Origin of the sequence: Micromonospora sp. CA-269861 (assembly GCF_050948505.1) — a bacterium.
In the GTDB taxonomy this organism is placed as follows: Bacteria; Actinomycetota; Actinomycetes; order Mycobacteriales; family Micromonosporaceae; genus Micromonospora.
On the sequence record NZ_CP192014.1, the window covers coordinates 3,763,286 to 3,777,173 of the forward strand.

17 protein-coding genes are annotated in these 13,888 nt (G+C 67.2%); 12 read left to right on the forward strand and 5 right to left on the reverse strand.

Translation table 11 applies throughout. The annotated features are described in order from the left end of the window. Positions 1–4 precede the first annotated feature (4 nt). Genes ACQP0U_RS17470 through ACQP0U_RS17480 form a run of 3 tightly spaced genes read left to right on the forward strand, consistent with a single transcriptional unit; the run spans position 5 to position 3,096 of the window. Positions 5–1,411, forward strand: a complete 1,407-nt coding sequence (locus ACQP0U_RS17470; RefSeq protein ID WP_433308301.1) for a selenium-binding family protein — start codon at positions 5–7, stop codon at positions 1,409–1,411. Continuing rightward, on the forward strand, positions 1,408–2,037 hold the full coding sequence (locus ACQP0U_RS17475) for a hypothetical protein (protein ID WP_433308303.1): 630 nt from the start codon (positions 1,408–1,410) through the stop codon (positions 2,035–2,037). Before ACQP0U_RS17470 ends, ACQP0U_RS17475 begins: the two co-directional genes overlap by 4 nt. A 42-nt stretch (positions 2,038–2,079) precedes the next feature. Further along, positions 2,080–3,096 carry a methyltransferase gene (locus tag ACQP0U_RS17480; protein WP_433308305.1) on the forward strand — a complete coding sequence of 339 codons (1,017 nt, stop codon included), beginning with the start codon at positions 2,080–2,082 and terminating at the stop codon, positions 3,094–3,096. Positions 3,097–3,185: 89 nt separating this feature from the next. Here the strand turns inward: ACQP0U_RS17480 and ACQP0U_RS17485 are convergent, their stop codons facing one another. After that, positions 3,186–4,037, reverse strand: a complete 852-nt coding sequence (locus tag ACQP0U_RS17485) for an alpha/beta fold hydrolase (RefSeq protein ID WP_433308306.1) — start codon at positions 4,035–4,037, stop codon at positions 3,186–3,188. Between the two features lie 201 nt (positions 4,038–4,238). On the opposite strand from ACQP0U_RS17485, the gene ACQP0U_RS17490 reads away from it, so the two are divergent. The 3 genes from ACQP0U_RS17490 to ACQP0U_RS17500 are packed head-to-tail and all read left to right on the forward strand — an operon-like array spanning position 4,239 to position 5,730. Then, positions 4,239–4,526 (forward strand): hypothetical protein, encoded by a 288-nt coding sequence (locus tag ACQP0U_RS17490; RefSeq protein WP_433308308.1) that lies wholly within the window; start codon positions 4,239–4,241, stop codon positions 4,524–4,526. Next, entirely contained in the window at positions 4,520–4,807 is a 288-nt protein-coding gene (locus tag ACQP0U_RS17495; RefSeq protein ID WP_433308309.1) for a hypothetical protein, read from the forward strand. The genes ACQP0U_RS17490 and ACQP0U_RS17495 overlap by 7 nt, the downstream gene beginning before the upstream one ends. A 56-nt stretch (positions 4,808–4,863) precedes the next feature. After that, positions 4,864–5,730: a metallophosphoesterase family protein gene (locus ACQP0U_RS17500; RefSeq protein ID WP_433308311.1), complete on the forward strand. Its 867-nt coding sequence runs from the start codon at positions 4,864–4,866 to the stop codon at positions 5,728–5,730. An 82-nt stretch (positions 5,731–5,812) separates the two neighbouring features. Here the strand turns inward: ACQP0U_RS17500 and ACQP0U_RS17505 are convergent, their stop codons facing one another. Beyond that, a complete protein-coding gene (locus ACQP0U_RS17505) occupies positions 5,813–6,562 on the reverse strand; it encodes an alpha/beta fold hydrolase (RefSeq protein WP_433308313.1) in 750 nt (249 codons plus the stop codon). A 153-nt stretch (positions 6,563–6,715) separates the two neighbouring features. Between ACQP0U_RS17505 and ACQP0U_RS17510 the strand changes: the two genes are divergently transcribed. Then, positions 6,716–6,919 carry a hypothetical protein gene (locus tag ACQP0U_RS17510; RefSeq protein WP_433308315.1) on the forward strand — a complete coding sequence of 68 codons (204 nt, stop codon included), beginning with the start codon at positions 6,716–6,718 and terminating at the stop codon, positions 6,917–6,919. On the opposite strand, the gene ACQP0U_RS17515 is transcribed toward ACQP0U_RS17510, so the two are convergent. After that, a complete protein-coding gene (locus ACQP0U_RS17515) occupies positions 6,909–8,195 on the reverse strand; it encodes a helix-turn-helix domain-containing protein (RefSeq protein ID WP_433308316.1) in 1,287 nt (428 codons plus the stop codon). The two genes, ACQP0U_RS17510 and ACQP0U_RS17515, sit on opposite strands and share 11 nt — an antisense overlap. A 355-nt stretch (positions 8,196–8,550) precedes the next feature. Here ACQP0U_RS17515 and ACQP0U_RS17520 point away from each other — a divergent pair, with 355 nt between their 5' ends. After that, complete coding sequence (locus tag ACQP0U_RS17520) at positions 8,551–9,300, forward strand: helix-turn-helix domain-containing protein (RefSeq protein ID WP_433308318.1); 750 nt, start codon at positions 8,551–8,553, stop codon at positions 9,298–9,300. Positions 9,301–9,325: 25 nt separating this feature from the next. Next, complete coding sequence (locus ACQP0U_RS17525; RefSeq protein ID WP_433308320.1) at positions 9,326–9,796, forward strand: NUDIX hydrolase; 471 nt, start codon at positions 9,326–9,328, stop codon at positions 9,794–9,796. Here ACQP0U_RS17525 and ACQP0U_RS17530 read toward each other — a convergent pair. Then, entirely contained in the window at positions 9,784–10,251 is a 468-nt protein-coding gene (locus ACQP0U_RS17530; RefSeq protein ID WP_433308322.1) for an HD domain-containing protein, read from the reverse strand. The two genes, ACQP0U_RS17525 and ACQP0U_RS17530, sit on opposite strands and share 13 nt — an antisense overlap. Positions 10,252–10,519: 268 nt before the next feature. Between ACQP0U_RS17530 and ACQP0U_RS17535 the strand changes: the two genes are divergently transcribed. Beyond that, positions 10,520–11,005 (forward strand): NUDIX domain-containing protein, encoded by a 486-nt coding sequence (locus ACQP0U_RS17535; RefSeq protein ID WP_433308324.1) that lies wholly within the window; start codon positions 10,520–10,522, stop codon positions 11,003–11,005. Between the two features lie 318 nt (positions 11,006–11,323). Here ACQP0U_RS17535 and ACQP0U_RS17540 read toward each other — a convergent pair whose 3' ends face one another. Further along, positions 11,324–12,331, reverse strand: coding sequence for a hypothetical protein (locus ACQP0U_RS17540; RefSeq protein ID WP_433308325.1), 1,008 nt, complete (start codon positions 12,329–12,331; stop codon positions 11,324–11,326). A gap of 221 nt (positions 12,332–12,552) precedes the next feature. Here ACQP0U_RS17540 and ACQP0U_RS17545 point away from each other — a divergent pair, with 221 nt between their 5' ends. Then, on the forward strand, positions 12,553–12,990 hold the full coding sequence (locus ACQP0U_RS17545; protein WP_433308327.1) for a hypothetical protein: 438 nt from the start codon (positions 12,553–12,555) through the stop codon (positions 12,988–12,990). A gap of 42 nt (positions 12,991–13,032) precedes the next feature. Next, on the forward strand, positions 13,033–13,185 hold the full coding sequence (locus ACQP0U_RS17550; protein ID WP_433308328.1) for a hypothetical protein: 153 nt from the start codon (positions 13,033–13,035) through the stop codon (positions 13,183–13,185). Positions 13,186–13,888 lie beyond the last annotated feature (703 nt).

Here is a 13,888-nt window from a genome sequence, read left to right on the forward strand (position 1 = left end):
TGTGATGACCCGCTGGACCCCCGACCCCACGTTCTACCCCTCGCCCCGAGAGGCGGTGACCGCACCGGCCGAGAAGCTCGCCTACGTGGCGGCCTTCGACCGGACGGCCAGCCGTCCGGACGCCATCGTGGTGCTGGACACCGATCCCGACTCCCCCGACTACGGTCGGGTCGTCGGCTGGACCGACCTGCCGTTCGTCGGTGACGAGCTGCACCACTTCGGCTGGAACGCGTGCAGCAGCGCGCTCTGCCCGACCGCCCCGCACCCGCACGTCGAGCGGCGCTACCTGATCGTTCCCGGCCTGCGGTCGTCGCGCATCCACGTGCTCGACACCCAGCCCGACCCGCGCCAGCCGCAGATCGTCAAGGTGATCGGGCCGGAGGAGCTGGCGAAGCGGGCCGGCTACTCGCGGCCGCACACCGTGCACTGTGGCCCGGACGGCATCTACCTCTCGGCTCTCGGCGGCGCGGACGGCGCGGAGGGCCCCGGTGGCATCGCCATCCTCGACCACACCACGTTCGAGGTACGCGGGGCGTGGGAGGCCGACCGGGGCCCGCAGTTCCTGGCGTACGACGTGTGGTGGCACCTGACCCAGGACGTGCTCGTCACCAGCGAGTGGGGCACCCCGTCGATGATCGAGGACGGCATCATCGGTGAGTTGCTGCTGGGTCGGCGCTACGGGCACGCCATCCACTTCTGGGACCTCGCGAAACGCCGGCACGTCCAGCGGGTCGATCTCGGCGACCAGTACCAGATGCCGCTGGAGCTGCGGCCTGCGCACGATCCGACGAAGTCGTACGGCTTCGTCGGGGTGGTGATCAGCGTCGAGGACCTGTCCGCCTCGATCTGGCTGTGGCACCGCGACGGGGACGCCTGGGCGGTCACCAAGGTGATCGACATCCCGGCCGAGCCGGCCGACCCGGCGGACCTGCCCGACCTGCTCAAGCCGTTCGGGGCGGTGCCGCCGCTGGTGACCGACATCGACCTGTCGGTGGACGACAGGTTCCTCTACGTCTCCTGCTGGGGCACCGGGGAGCTGCGCCAGTACGACGTCAGCGACCCGCTGCACCCGGTGCAGACGGGTTCGGTGCACCTCGGCGGGATCGTCCGCCGGACCGCGCACCCGTCCGCGCCGGACGAGGCGTTGGCCGGTGGCCCGCAGATGGTGGAGGTCAGCCGGGACGGCCGGCGGGTCTACGTCAGCAACTCGCTCTACGGCGCGTGGGACGACCAGTTCTACCCCGACGGGGTGGGCGCCTGGCTGGCCAAGCTCGACGTGGACGTGGACGCCGGTGGGCTCACTCCCGACGAGCGGTTCTTCCCGCACGGGGAGGAGTTCCGGGGCCTGCGGGTGCACCAGACCCGGTTGCAGGGCGGGGACGCCTCCTCCGACTCGTACTGCTTTCCGTGACCGTCGCCACCCTCGCGACGCTCGCCGCGCTCGGCGCGTTCCATGGTCTGAACCCGGCGATGGGGTGGCTCTTCGCGGTGGCCCGGGGCCTGCAGGAGCGCAGCCGGCTGGCCCTGCTGCGCGCCCTGCCGCCGATCGCGGCGGGGCATCTCGCCTCGGTGGCGATCGTCGCCGCGTTGGTCGCCGCCACCCGCTCGGTGACGGCGAGCACCGCCCTCGCGGTGGTCGGCGGAGTGCTGCTCGTCGCCTTCGGGCTGTGGCGACTGCTCTCCGAGCGGCACTTCCGCTGGGCGGGCATGCGGCTGTCCGCGGCGCAGCTCGCCGGCTGGTCGTTCCTGATGTCGTCAGCGCACGGCGCGGGGCTGATGCTGTTGCCGGTGCTGGTGGCCGAGCCGGTGCCCGGGGGTCACTCCGGGCACCTGGCCGCCGCACCGGTGGGCGCGCTGTCCGGCCTCGCGGCGGCCGGGGTGCACACAGTGGCCATGCTCGGCGTCGCCCTGGCCGTGGCGATCCTGGTCTACCAGGTGCTCGGGGTGGGTGTGCTGCGGCGGGCCTGGTTCAACGTGGACCGGCTCTGGGCCGGGGTGCTGGTGGCCGCCGGGTTGGTGACGTTGATCCGGGCGTGACCATCCATCGTGGAAACGTCTGATGTGTGATCTCATGTCGGCATGATCACCCCCACTCCCCTCATGCGCCTGGTGGCCGGTGTGTGGGGGTTCAAGACCCTCGCGGCCGGCGTCGAGCTGGGCCTCTTCACCCGGTTGGCCGGCGGGCGGACGATGACCGTCGAGCAGGCCGCCGCCGAGTTCGGGCTGCCCGACCGGCCCGCGGACCTGCTGCTGGCCGCCAGTGCGTCGCTCGGTCTGCTGGAGAAGGCCGGCGACGGGTACCGCAACTCCGAGCTGGCCGAGCAGTTCCTGGTCGAGGGTCGCCCGTACTACTTCGGCGCGCAGGTGCGCTACTCGGACCTGCGCACCTACCTGCCGTGGCACCGCATCGGCGAGGCGCTGCGCACGGATCGGCCGTTGACGTGGGACCCGGAATCCCAACAGTCGATGTTCGACACCGCCGACCCGGAGATGCTGGCGCAGTTCTGGGACGCGATGTTCTCCACGTCCAGCTTCACCGCCAGCGCGTTGGCCGAGGCGTACGACTTCTCGGCGCACCGCCGACTGCTCGACGTGGGCGGTGGGGCGGGGGCGTTCCCGATCGAGTTCTGCCGCCGCCTGCCCGAGCTGCGGGCCACCGTCCTGGATCTGCCGCACGTCTGCGTCCGGGCCCGGGAGCGGATCGCGGAGGCAGGCCTGACCGGGCGGATCGACGCGGTGGCCGGTGACTTCCTCGCCGACCCGGAGCTGCCGGGCGGGCACGACGTCATCCTGCTCAGCATGATCCTGCACGACTGGGACGAGCCGACGAACCGGGCGTTGCTGGCCCGGTGCCACGCGGCGTTGCCGCCCGGCGGGGCGATCGTCGTCTGCGAGCTACTGCTCAACGACGAGCGCACCGGACCGCCGGAGGCGGCCCTGATGGGGATGAACATGCTTGTGGAGACCGAGGGCGGCCGGAACTACTCGGGCGCCGAGTACGCGGCCTGGCTCACCGACGCCGGCTTCGTCGACGTGCGTACCGTGCCGTTCGACGCGCCCGGGGCCAACGGCGCGGTGGTGGCCCGCCGGGCCTGACCGACGACGACACCCGGCCCCGGTGCGAACCGTGGGCCGGGTGTCGCAACGCCTCACGGCGCTGGCGTCCGATCGGCTACCGGTACGGGTCAGGCGCGAGCCTTGGCCGGCTGCTTCATGAAGTCCAGGACCGCCTTGTTGACGTCGTCGGCGTTGGTCCACGGGATGCCGTGCGGCGCGCCCTTGAGCGTGATGAGCTGGGCGGTCGGCATCATCGGCCCGAGTCGCTGGCCGGTCACCGGGTAGGGCAGCACGTTGTCCTTGTCGCCCTGCACGATCAGCACCGGAATGTCGATCTTCGGCAGGTCGGGGCGGAAATCCTCCTGCCAGGCGGTCACACTGTCGTAGGTGCCCTTACCGGAGGCCATCGCGCCGATCTGCCAGTGCGCCCGGTACGCCTCCTCGCTGACCAGCTTGCCCTTGTTCTCGCTGTAGTTGAAGAACGCGTCGCAGAACTGGGTCAGGTAGGCGAACCGGTCCTTGATGATGGCGTCCTGGAAACCCTTGAACAGGCTCGTGTCGACGCCCTCCGGGTTGTCCTTGGCCTTGGCCAGCATCGGTTGCAGCGGACTGAGCACCACGGCCCGGGCGACCCGCTGCGAGCCGTAGTTGCCCAGGTAGCGGATGACCTCACCGGTGCCCATCGAGTGACCGATCAGGGTCACCTCGTTGAGGTCCAGCTCGGTCATCAACACGTCCAGGTCAGCGGCGAACGTGTTGTAGTCGTACCCGAAGGTCGGCTGGGCGGAGTTACCGAAACCGCGCCGATCGTAGGTGATCGTCCGGTATCCGGCGTTGAGCAGCTGGGTGGTCACCTTCTCCCAGGTCGCGCCGTTGAACGGGAAGCCGTGGATCAGCACCACCGGCTTACCGGAACCGTGATCCTCGTAGTACAGGTCGATGGGCGCGGAGTTTTCCGTCCCCACGGTGATGAAAGGCATGTTTGTCTCCTGCTCCGGTTTCGGGCTGTCGGACGTCCCGCGCTTTCCCGTCGGGTCGCGGGATATGCGGGCCACCGCGAGCGCCTGTCGGCCACCCTCCCCATCGACATTTATCAACCTCATCGGTACGCTCGCCGGTAGAAAAGTTTCGGCGTACGGGAGGTGGGCATGCCTCGACGGAAGCGTGCGAGGGTCGCTGCGTTGGCCATCGGAGCGGCCACTGTCGCGCTGGGCGCCACGCCGGCCCAGGCCGACCCGGTGGTGCCGCGGCACGCCATAGTGGTCTGCCAGAGCGCCAGCTTCTACGCCAACTACGACTCCGCAGGCGGGCCCACCGGCCTCAAGCGCACCCTGGCCTACGGCAACAAGATCGGCCACACCCCGGGGGCACATCCGGTCTACAACGGGTGGGCGGCGTCGTTCGACTTCGGCCCGAACGACTGGGGCTACCTGCGTGCCGAGTGCATCGGCGGGTACGACTCATGGTGAGACGGCGTCGGGCACTCGCCGGCCTGATCGCCGGGGTCACCGCCGCGACAGTCGCCCTGCCGGCTCCCGCGCAGGCCGCCAACGGCACCATCGGCCAACGGGAGACCGTGTGCGCGAGCGACCTGTTCGTCCGCACCCAACCCGTCGGCGCCTGGATGGGCACCCTCTACCAGGGTCAGACGTTCCTGGTCGAGGGTCCCCGCAGCGGGGGCTACGTCTACGGCTTCGCCTACGGGCACATCAACCGGCGCGGCTGGGTGCAGGACGGCTGGTTCTGTTGACAGTGCCGACGCGACAGGGGTGTCCTGATCGGCCCGCGACGGCCTAGCCTCGGGTGGTGAGCCTTCCGCCCCGGTTGCGGGCTGTCAGCGACCTGCACATCGGGCACCCGCAGAACCGCGCGTTCGTCCAGGAGCTGCACCCGGACAACCCCGGCGACTGGCTGCTCGTCGCCGGGGACGTCGCCGACCGGTTCGCCGACATCGAGTGGGCGCTCGGGCTGCTGAGCAGCCGGTTCGCGCGCGTCGTCTGGGCACCGGGCAACCACGAGCTGTGGACACCACCGCGCGACCCGATCACGCTGCGCGGCGAGGAGCGCTACCGCGAGCTGGTCCGGATGTGCCGGCGGCTGGGGGTCGTCACCCCGGAGGACCCGTACCCGGTGTGGGACGGCGACGGCGGCCCGGCCACCATCGCGCCGCTCTTCGTGCTCTACGACTACACGTTCCGGGTGCCGGAGGCCCGCACCCAGCAGGAGTCACTGGCCCTGGCGTACGCGGCCGGGGTGGTCTGCACCGACGAGGCCCTGCTGCACCCCGACCCGTACCCGAGCCGGGAGGCGTGGTGCGCGACCCGGGTCGCCGAGACCGAACGCCGGCTGGCCGAGCGCGACCCGGCGCTGCCGACGGTGCTGGTCAACCACTACCCGCTGGTGCGGGAACCCACCGACGTCCTGCGGTACCCGGTCTTCGCCCAGTGGTGCGGCACCGTCCGCACCAGCGACTGGCACCTGCGCTTCGACGCGGCCACCGTCGTCTACGGGCACCTGCACATCCCCCGCACCACGTTCCACGACGGGGTGCGCTTCGAGGAGGTCTCGCTCGGCTACCCCCGCGAGTGGCAGCCCCGAGGGCCGGTGCCCGACCCGGTGCGCACCATCCACCCGGCCGACGACAGGCGTCGGCGCGCGTCCGTCAGCGGGTGAGGCCGCCAGTCGCGCCACGCCGGCCGGCACCCGCTGCGCACGGGCAACCAGGTCCCCAACGGCGTGACCCCGATCCGGCGAACTAGCCCATGGTGGCGCGGGCGGCGGTGTCGATGAAGTCTGCGACAGGGCCGGGTTGCGAGACTGCCACGGCGTGGGACCCGTCGACCTCGATGGTGGTGGATTTGGCCCTTTGCGCCATGAAGCGTTGCAAGTCCGGCGGAATGCCCTGATCCTGCGTGCTCACCAGGGTCCATGACGGGATGGTCTTCCAGGCGGCCTTGGTCACGGACCCTGTCTGGGCGCTTTCGGCAGCCGGACGCTGCGTGCGGGCCATCAGCTCGGCGAGGTCAGGGTCCACGTCGGCAGCGAACACTGCCGGAAACTTGTCCTGATCGATGTACTGGTCCATGGCCGTACCACCGTCGGCGAGAGGATACGGAATCATCTTGATGGAGGTGCCGAGTTGACTCCCGGGATACTTCATGACCAGGTCGAGCACACTTTCGCCGACGTCCGGGCTGATGCTGGCGACGTACACCAGAGCCTTCACGTTGGCAGCACCATCCGCAGCCTCGGTTATCACCGCTCCGCCGTACGAGTGAGCGACCATCACGACCGGACCGCCTACCGCGTCCACAATTGAGCGAGCGTAGGCGGCATCCTCCTGCACACCGCGCAGCGGGTTGGCAACGGCGATGACCGGGTAGCCTTGACGCTTGAGCTGAGCGATCACGCCATTCCAGCTCGACGAGTCGGCGAACGCCCCGTGTACGAGCACAACGGTGGGCAGTCCTGCCTTCTGGCCTGCCGATATAGGAGTAGCGCTCATTCAGCATTACCTTCCGGAAGTCACAATGCCGCCGGACGGTGAAAGCACGACCGTAATCGGCGGAAACGTTAAATGGGTGCGTCTGGATGGCGGCCCGCGTGGCGACCGGCAATCCCGCGCCCCGGTGCGACACAGCACCAGTATTCAGCAGGGATGAGACTTCCGTCAGCGATTCAGAAGGCGGGCGGATCCTCGCAACTCAGCGACGCCCCGCTCGCCTTCCACGACGGGGTGCGCTTCGAGAAAATCTTCCTCGGCGACCCCCGCGAGTGGCAGCGCCGAGGGCCGGTGCCCAACACGGTGCACACCATCCACCCCGCCGACGACCTGCGCCGACGCTCGTCCGTCAACGGGTGAGGCCGACCAACACGGCCAGTCGCGCCACGCCGGCCGGCGCCGGCTGCGCACGGGCGACATCGGCGATCACGGTACGCGTCAACGGCCGGCACCGAACCTCAGCCGGCGCGACACTGTCCGCGTCGACCAGGGCGCGAGCAGCGCCGCGCAGGTCACCCACCTGGAGGTACGCCCGCGCGGCGTCCACCAGGTACGCCCCCCGATACTCGGCCGGCAACCGCCGCCATGCCTCCCGCCGAATCACTGTCGAGTGCCGTCGTAACGCCTCGACGGCGTCACCCCGCTGCGCTGCCACGAGTACCCGCGCCACGTCAACGGCGACCGGTCCGAAACTGGTGCGGTGCGGATCGTCGTACCCCCTCAAACCGACCGCGATCCCCGCGGCCCGGTCGGTCAGCTCGTCGGCGCGGCGGTGCTCGCCGCAGCCGACAGCGGCCAGGGCGGCCTGGAGTAGCAGCGTCCCACCCACCGCCCACTCCCCCGGCGGTCGCTGTCGCGCGGCCGCGCCCTCGCCCTCGCCCTCGCCCTCGCCCTCGCCCTCGCTCTTACTCTCGCCCCGTTGATCATGGGGTTGACGGGCGGTTTGATCTCCACGAAGCCCGTCAACCTCATGATCAGCCAGGTGGGCGGGGGCCGGGAGGATGCGGTTCGCGGCGCTTAGGGTCGCGGTTAGGGCCAGGCGGTCGCGATTTGACGCGCGGAGCGCCTGGCCCACCGAGATGGCCGCTGTCGCTGCAAGCACCGGGTCGTCGCCGGCGGCGGACATCGCCCGGTCGGCGGCCAACCAGGCGAGGTCGGCCTCGCCGAGCTTGACCAGCAGCGACGAGGTGATCCGGTACGTCTGCACCAGCAACTCCGGTGATCGCGCGCCCTGGGCGGCGTCGAGCAGACCCGGCAGCACCCGCACCAACTGGCCGTACTGCGCGTGCTGGTAGCTCAGCCAGGCGTACCCGACCTGCCGTCTCAGCTCGTCCGTCTGCTCTGGGGCTCGCGGGGTGTTGTAGCGGGCGAGCGCGGCCCGGATGTCGTCCACCCCGTCCGGCGTGCCCGGCGGCGTGCTGCGTTGCTGGCCGAGCAGCACCTCCGGGTCGACCCGCAGGACGTGGGCCAACTCCTGGATCACCGAGTACCGGTCCAGGACCCGCACGCCCCGCTCCACCTTGTCCACCCAACTCTTCGACCTGCGCAACCGGTCCGCGAGCATCTGCTGCGTCATCGACCGCCGCACCCGCCAGCGGGCCACGCGGCGACCGATCGGCACGTCATCGCTGGTCACGCCGCCACCGCCGGTCCGGGACCGCACGGGTCGTGTCCTCCACGGGTACGCGTTCCGCCTCGGCCTGTGCGAGGAGACGCTGCTTGGCAGCCTCCCGCTCGGCATCCTCACTCTGCTCGCCTTTGCCCGTCGGCTCGTTGCCTTGCATTCCCACCTCCGTCAGCCGGTGCCGACGCCTGGACTCGCCGAACTTTGGCTGGGGCTCTCGCGTCCTGTCTGGATGAGCTGTTCTGTGGAAACAGGCTCCGCCGACTGGTAGTTACAACTTCACCGCGAGTCACGGACGACTGGGAACGTCCTTGTTAGGCTGAGTCGTCCCCATGCCGTCCCCCAAGCCCACTGAGCTGGAGAAGTGATGCCGAACGATCGTCTTCGCAACGGCATGCTCAGGAACGGTCTGACGGCATCGGCACTGGCCGAAAAGCTCGGTGTCGACCCGAAGACTGTCGAGCGGTGGGTGACACAGACCCGCAATCCGTACCCGCGTTATCGACACACCATTGCCGAGCTGCTGAACGAGAGCGAGTCGTACCTGTGGCCGGACGCACTCCCGACGCAGCGAGCCGTGCAGATCAGCCAATCGGAACTCGTCCACATCTACCCGCGCCGCGGGGCCGTTCCCACCGACCTCTGGCAGCGGCTCCTGGAACAAGCCACCCGACAGGTCGGCGTCTTGTTCTACGGAGGACTGTTCCTACCCGAGTTCAACCACCGCTGGATCGCAACGCTCCGCGAGAAGGCGTCGGCCGGTGCGCAGGTGGAGTTGCTCTTCGGCGACCCGGAGGGCGAGCACATCACTGAGCGTGGAGATGCCGAGGGCATCGGCCCAGCGATGTCCAACAAGATCCTGAACGCGTTGGCGTTCTACAAAGACCTTCGGGACCTGGACAACGTCGGGATCTACTACCACGACACCATCCTGTACAACTCCATCTACCGCTTCGACGACGACATGCTGGTCAACACTCACCTCTACGGCACGCCGGCCGCCTACGCCCCCGTGCTGCACCTGCGCCGGCTCGGTGGCGGGGACCTGTTCGACAACTACGTCGCCAGCTTCAACCGAGTCCTCGGCAAGAAGCGGGCCGTCTGGCCTGAACACTGAGCCGCAAGCGGTGAGAGGCTGAAACATGGCCCGGATCGAGCACTTCAACGACCCGAACGCCCCGAAGGCGAACAGCATCGTCGTAGCAGTGACTGTCTTCGTTCAGGACGAGCAGGAACGGGTTCTGCTCATCCAGCGAACCGACAACGGCCTGTGGGCACTGCCCGGCGGCGCCCAAGATTTCGGCGAGTACATCGCCGAGACGGCGGTCCGTGAGACGCGCGAGGAGACCGGAGTCGAAGTCAAGGTAACTGGTGTGATCGGGATCTACACCAACCCGAACCATCTGGTCGAGTACAGCGACGGCGAAGTTCGGCAGCAGTTCTCGATCTGCTTCCGGGGCCAGTACGTAGGCGGCGAACCGACGACCAGCGACGAATCGTCGGCGGCGCGGTGGGTAGCGCAGGACGAGTTGGACAAGCTCTCGACCCATCCGTCGATGCGGCTACGCATTGACCATGGCATCGGGGAAAGAAGCAAGCCCTACATCGGCTGAGTTCGCATGCGGCCTCTGGCCCGCCGGACGGCATCCATCAGCGTGGGCTCTGCCCTCGCCCAGAATTTGCTGACAAGGTCTTCGGGGCCGTACCGCTCGCGGATTTCGGCAAGTCTCTCCTCCACCGTCAGATCTTGACCGTCTGGGCCGGTCGTCATGTCGGCGAACCACAGCACATCGGACGTGGGCGACTCCTCACGCATGAACTCGATTGATAGCACCTCGGCCAAGCCGCGTTCGTCCGCCTCGTAGGAGGCGCATGAGTGGTGTGCAACCAAGCCAGCAACTCGACGGGAGTAGCCCTCCCGCAGTAGCCATCGCGCCCCGTCTAAGGCGTGCATGCCCGTGTTCACTATGTCGGGTGCGTACCCGATGTCATGAAGCCACGCAGCGGCAACTGCGACTTCAACATCCGCCTCCGCTAGCGGAGCGATTCGTCCAGCCTTCGCGGCCACTGCCTGCACATGCCGCCACCGGCGAGGCAAGGCAGTAGCAAGTTGATGTTCGGCAACCCGGGGTGCCCGGTCGAGATGAGCTTCACCCACTAGCCGATCTTACGGCCTACCAACATGGCGTTGCCGGTGGAGGAAATCAGCACGTGGCGCATCCGGGCGGCAGTGAAGATGAGCGTCACCCGGTTACCGGTGGCCAGGCCGAAGGTCTACTCGGGTCACGTGCGACCATCCTGCTCGACGCGCACCTCTGGGCACTAGCGTCACCGAGATGACCTGGACGGAGCCCGCCGCGTGGTACGCCAACCTGGCTTCCTTCTACGCCGCCGCCGCGGCTCTTATCACTGATCCGGCCGGTAACGTGTTGCTCGTCAAACCCACCTACCGCGACCACTGGGCCTTCCCCGGCGGCTACGTCGACGAGGGCGAGTACCCACATGATGCCTGCGCCCGTGAAATCCGAGAGGAGTTGGGGATCTCGTTGGCGGTAGGTGACCTGCTCGTAGTGGACTGGGCGCCAGCCGCCGGGCAGCGGCCACGCGCGATTATCAGCTTCACGTTCGACTGCGGGTCTATCGCCAGTCTCGACGGTCTAGTCCTGCCGGGACAGGAATTGGAAGACGCCGCCTTCTTCTCACCCCGAGGGGCCCAGCAACGCCTTCCCGACAACGTCGCCGCACGAGTTCATACGGCGATGAGCGCTCGTGACCTACACGCTCCTCTGTACCTTGCTGGCGGCTCCGTCGTCCCACCGTGATAGCGCAGAACACGTCCCATGGACTCGGTCGCGGACTGCGTGAACACAATCAGGCGCAAAGGGTCACTCGTGAATCAATCACAACCGATCAACGACCCGCGTCGCGGGCCGCTCGCGCCGCCGAACCTGGGCCCGGCCGATGGCCCGCCGCCGCGCCTCTGACCTTCGGCCGCCAGCGCGTCGGTTGCAGCCCACCCGCGGCGCGACATACGACGAAGCCCCGGGCCGCCATCGGTAACACCCGAGCGACCCGCGAGCGGTTTGCGTGCTGTGTCGACAAGCATCAGAAGCCCCGTGGTCCCCCGTCTCCGCAAAGGGCTATCCTGGCCTGACCTCAGCCGTCCCGACCCATGATGGGGCCGCCAAGTGCCCTTCTATGACCGCCAATCTCAAAGCAACATCAACGACGAATTGAAGACAATACTGAAGCTCTTCGTCGTTCGGAGCGTAGTTGTCCGGCGCCCGCCATCCATCTGGATTGCCAAAGGTTGGAATGTAGATGGGGGTTAACGCCTCAAACCGAGCGAACCTGTAGAAGTCGATACCTAGTGCAATCATCCGAACTGCGGTTTGCGTGGCCGTGGCAACCTTGGTCACCTGATTGATCTGAGACGCCAGCCTTTCCCCTCCACGCACAGGTGACCGCCGCGACTGATCGGACAGATTGGAAAGTACGCGTTCGAGATCACCTGAAGATAGAGGCCAGTCAACCTTTCCCCCAAGCTCGAACGGACGAATCGGCCCCTGTTGGCCGAACGCCCTAGACGCTGGGCGCTGGTGCGGGTCAAACAGTTCGTGAAACGCAAGCAACAGGAGCCCCATGGCTTCGGTCCGCTTGCCGTCTCGATCCGCAGCGATGGCCCCATTGAGCCGCTTCCTTGTGTCGGCCTGCGGAACGACGTCGGCCATGGACACGGACGAGTAATCCACCCCGAATATCAGTGGAGTATTGCCGAGGAAGAACTCGTCTACGTCCACTCGAGCCTGGTTGACGTTTCGCGCACCGGGAATCTGTACATGATGCTTATAGTCGACGCGTATCCGGTTGAGGCGCTCCATGCCGCGACGCTGAACCAAGCTAGGCACCCGCTCGGCAATCTTGCGCCAATACTCGTTGAAATCGGCCTTGGGGGAGATCTGGAGGCCGAGGTGCTCGCAGGCCAGAACATAAAACATCTCGACCCCGTCGTGGAAGGACAGCACGGCAGGGGCCGACAAAGGCTCCGGCTGTCCAGCCAGCTCCACGCCTTGGGCGTGCAGGAGCCGGATATGAGCAAGCGTCTCCACGGTTCGAGAGGTCAGAGGCATGGTCACATCGGCGATCATTACACGTGGTTGCTCCCTAGACGAAACCAGTTCGCGGGTCGCGGTCGGACCTGGGCCAGCAAGCCGCTGAAGCTGAGCTACGACCGAAGGGCGTGCCTCCGGCGGGGCGCTCAGGCGCTCTGGGATAGCTAGCGGGCAGCAGCTAGCAGGGCATCGACTACCGCGAGTCGATCATTCCATCGCAGGTAGTCACTGGGGCGATCGCCTTGCTTGCACTCGCGGTGAGCATCGCGACCTACCGACTAAACCTTCGTGACAAGCGCTATGCCTGGGAAGATCAAGCGCGATCTCAAGCCGAAGAAGTCGCCGGCTGGCTGGCCCGTGAGATGTGCAACGAGCACCAGGAGGTCGAGTGGAAAGCCTACGTCCGGAATGGATCGAAGTCCCCTGTCTATGACGTCCTCTACGTCACCCGTGACAGGGAGGACTTGGATGCGTCCATGCCTGAGTTCATCTCGCTACTCCCGCCCGACACCACCTGGGACTTCTTTCCCACGTGGTTCGGGGACCAGCCAGAAGGTAATCCGCGCGTCTACATGACCTTTCGCGACAAGCGGGGGAACGCGTGGCAGCGGGACACGCACGGCCGACTGACGCCTACTCGGCGGCCGGTCGACCATGCTCCGCCTGCTAACCGACTCACCGGTCGCATCAGGTAAGACAAAATCCGGCCACCGCTAAGGGCGCGCGTAGCTGAAGCGATGATCGAGCGGCTGATCAAGAAGGAAAGGATCGTCGAGAAGGTCGTGAGTCACGACGACGAGCGTCCGGACGCAGGCAGGTCGGGTAAACCAACACAACAGCGAAGCGCCGCAGGCAACAACCCGAAGCGCGATCACGGTAGCCATCACTAGGCCCCGGCTGGTCAGGTCACCTCCGGCGTGGCTTCCGGGGATGACTGGAGGGTGCGCCGGTGGTGGTCAGCGAAGGGCAAAGATCATCGGGCACAGATCCGGCACAACCCGGACCGGAAGCCGTGTCAAACGTCGAGAGGGCGTTGGCGACGGTTGTCCAGCTCAGCCAGGCAATACGTCCAACAGGAGATGAGCTATCAGAAGCGAAGGTCTATGGGGTTCAGATCCCCCCGGTTCGACGATGTTGACCATGTCATCCTGTTCGTTGTGACGAGCTCAAAACCGACCGAACCGTTCGACTGGGCGGACCTCGAGGTGTCGATCGTTCAGCCAGACGCGAGGATACTTTGGCCAGACGAGGTCAGGGACGTCACTCCGTGGGTGATTTAACATCTCGATGAGGTGGGGCAAGCGCTGGGGCTCCGGCTGCAGGCGGAAACTATCCGTCGTGAAGTACGGCTCGGGTCCTTCCGTGCGGATCTTGTCGTTCAAGATGATCAAGGGCGATCTGTTGTGATTGAGCTTCAGCTCGGCCCTAGTGACCACGACCACTTTGCGAAAGTTATGACGTACGCGTCGGAGTCTTCGGCCGATGTCGTTGTCTGGATCGTGGCGGGTACCGGAGGTCGGTTCCGTCTAGCAAGCCCGATCCGGCCTGAGCACCAGCGAAGCTTGGCCCGGTTGAACCACGCGTTCCGCCAAA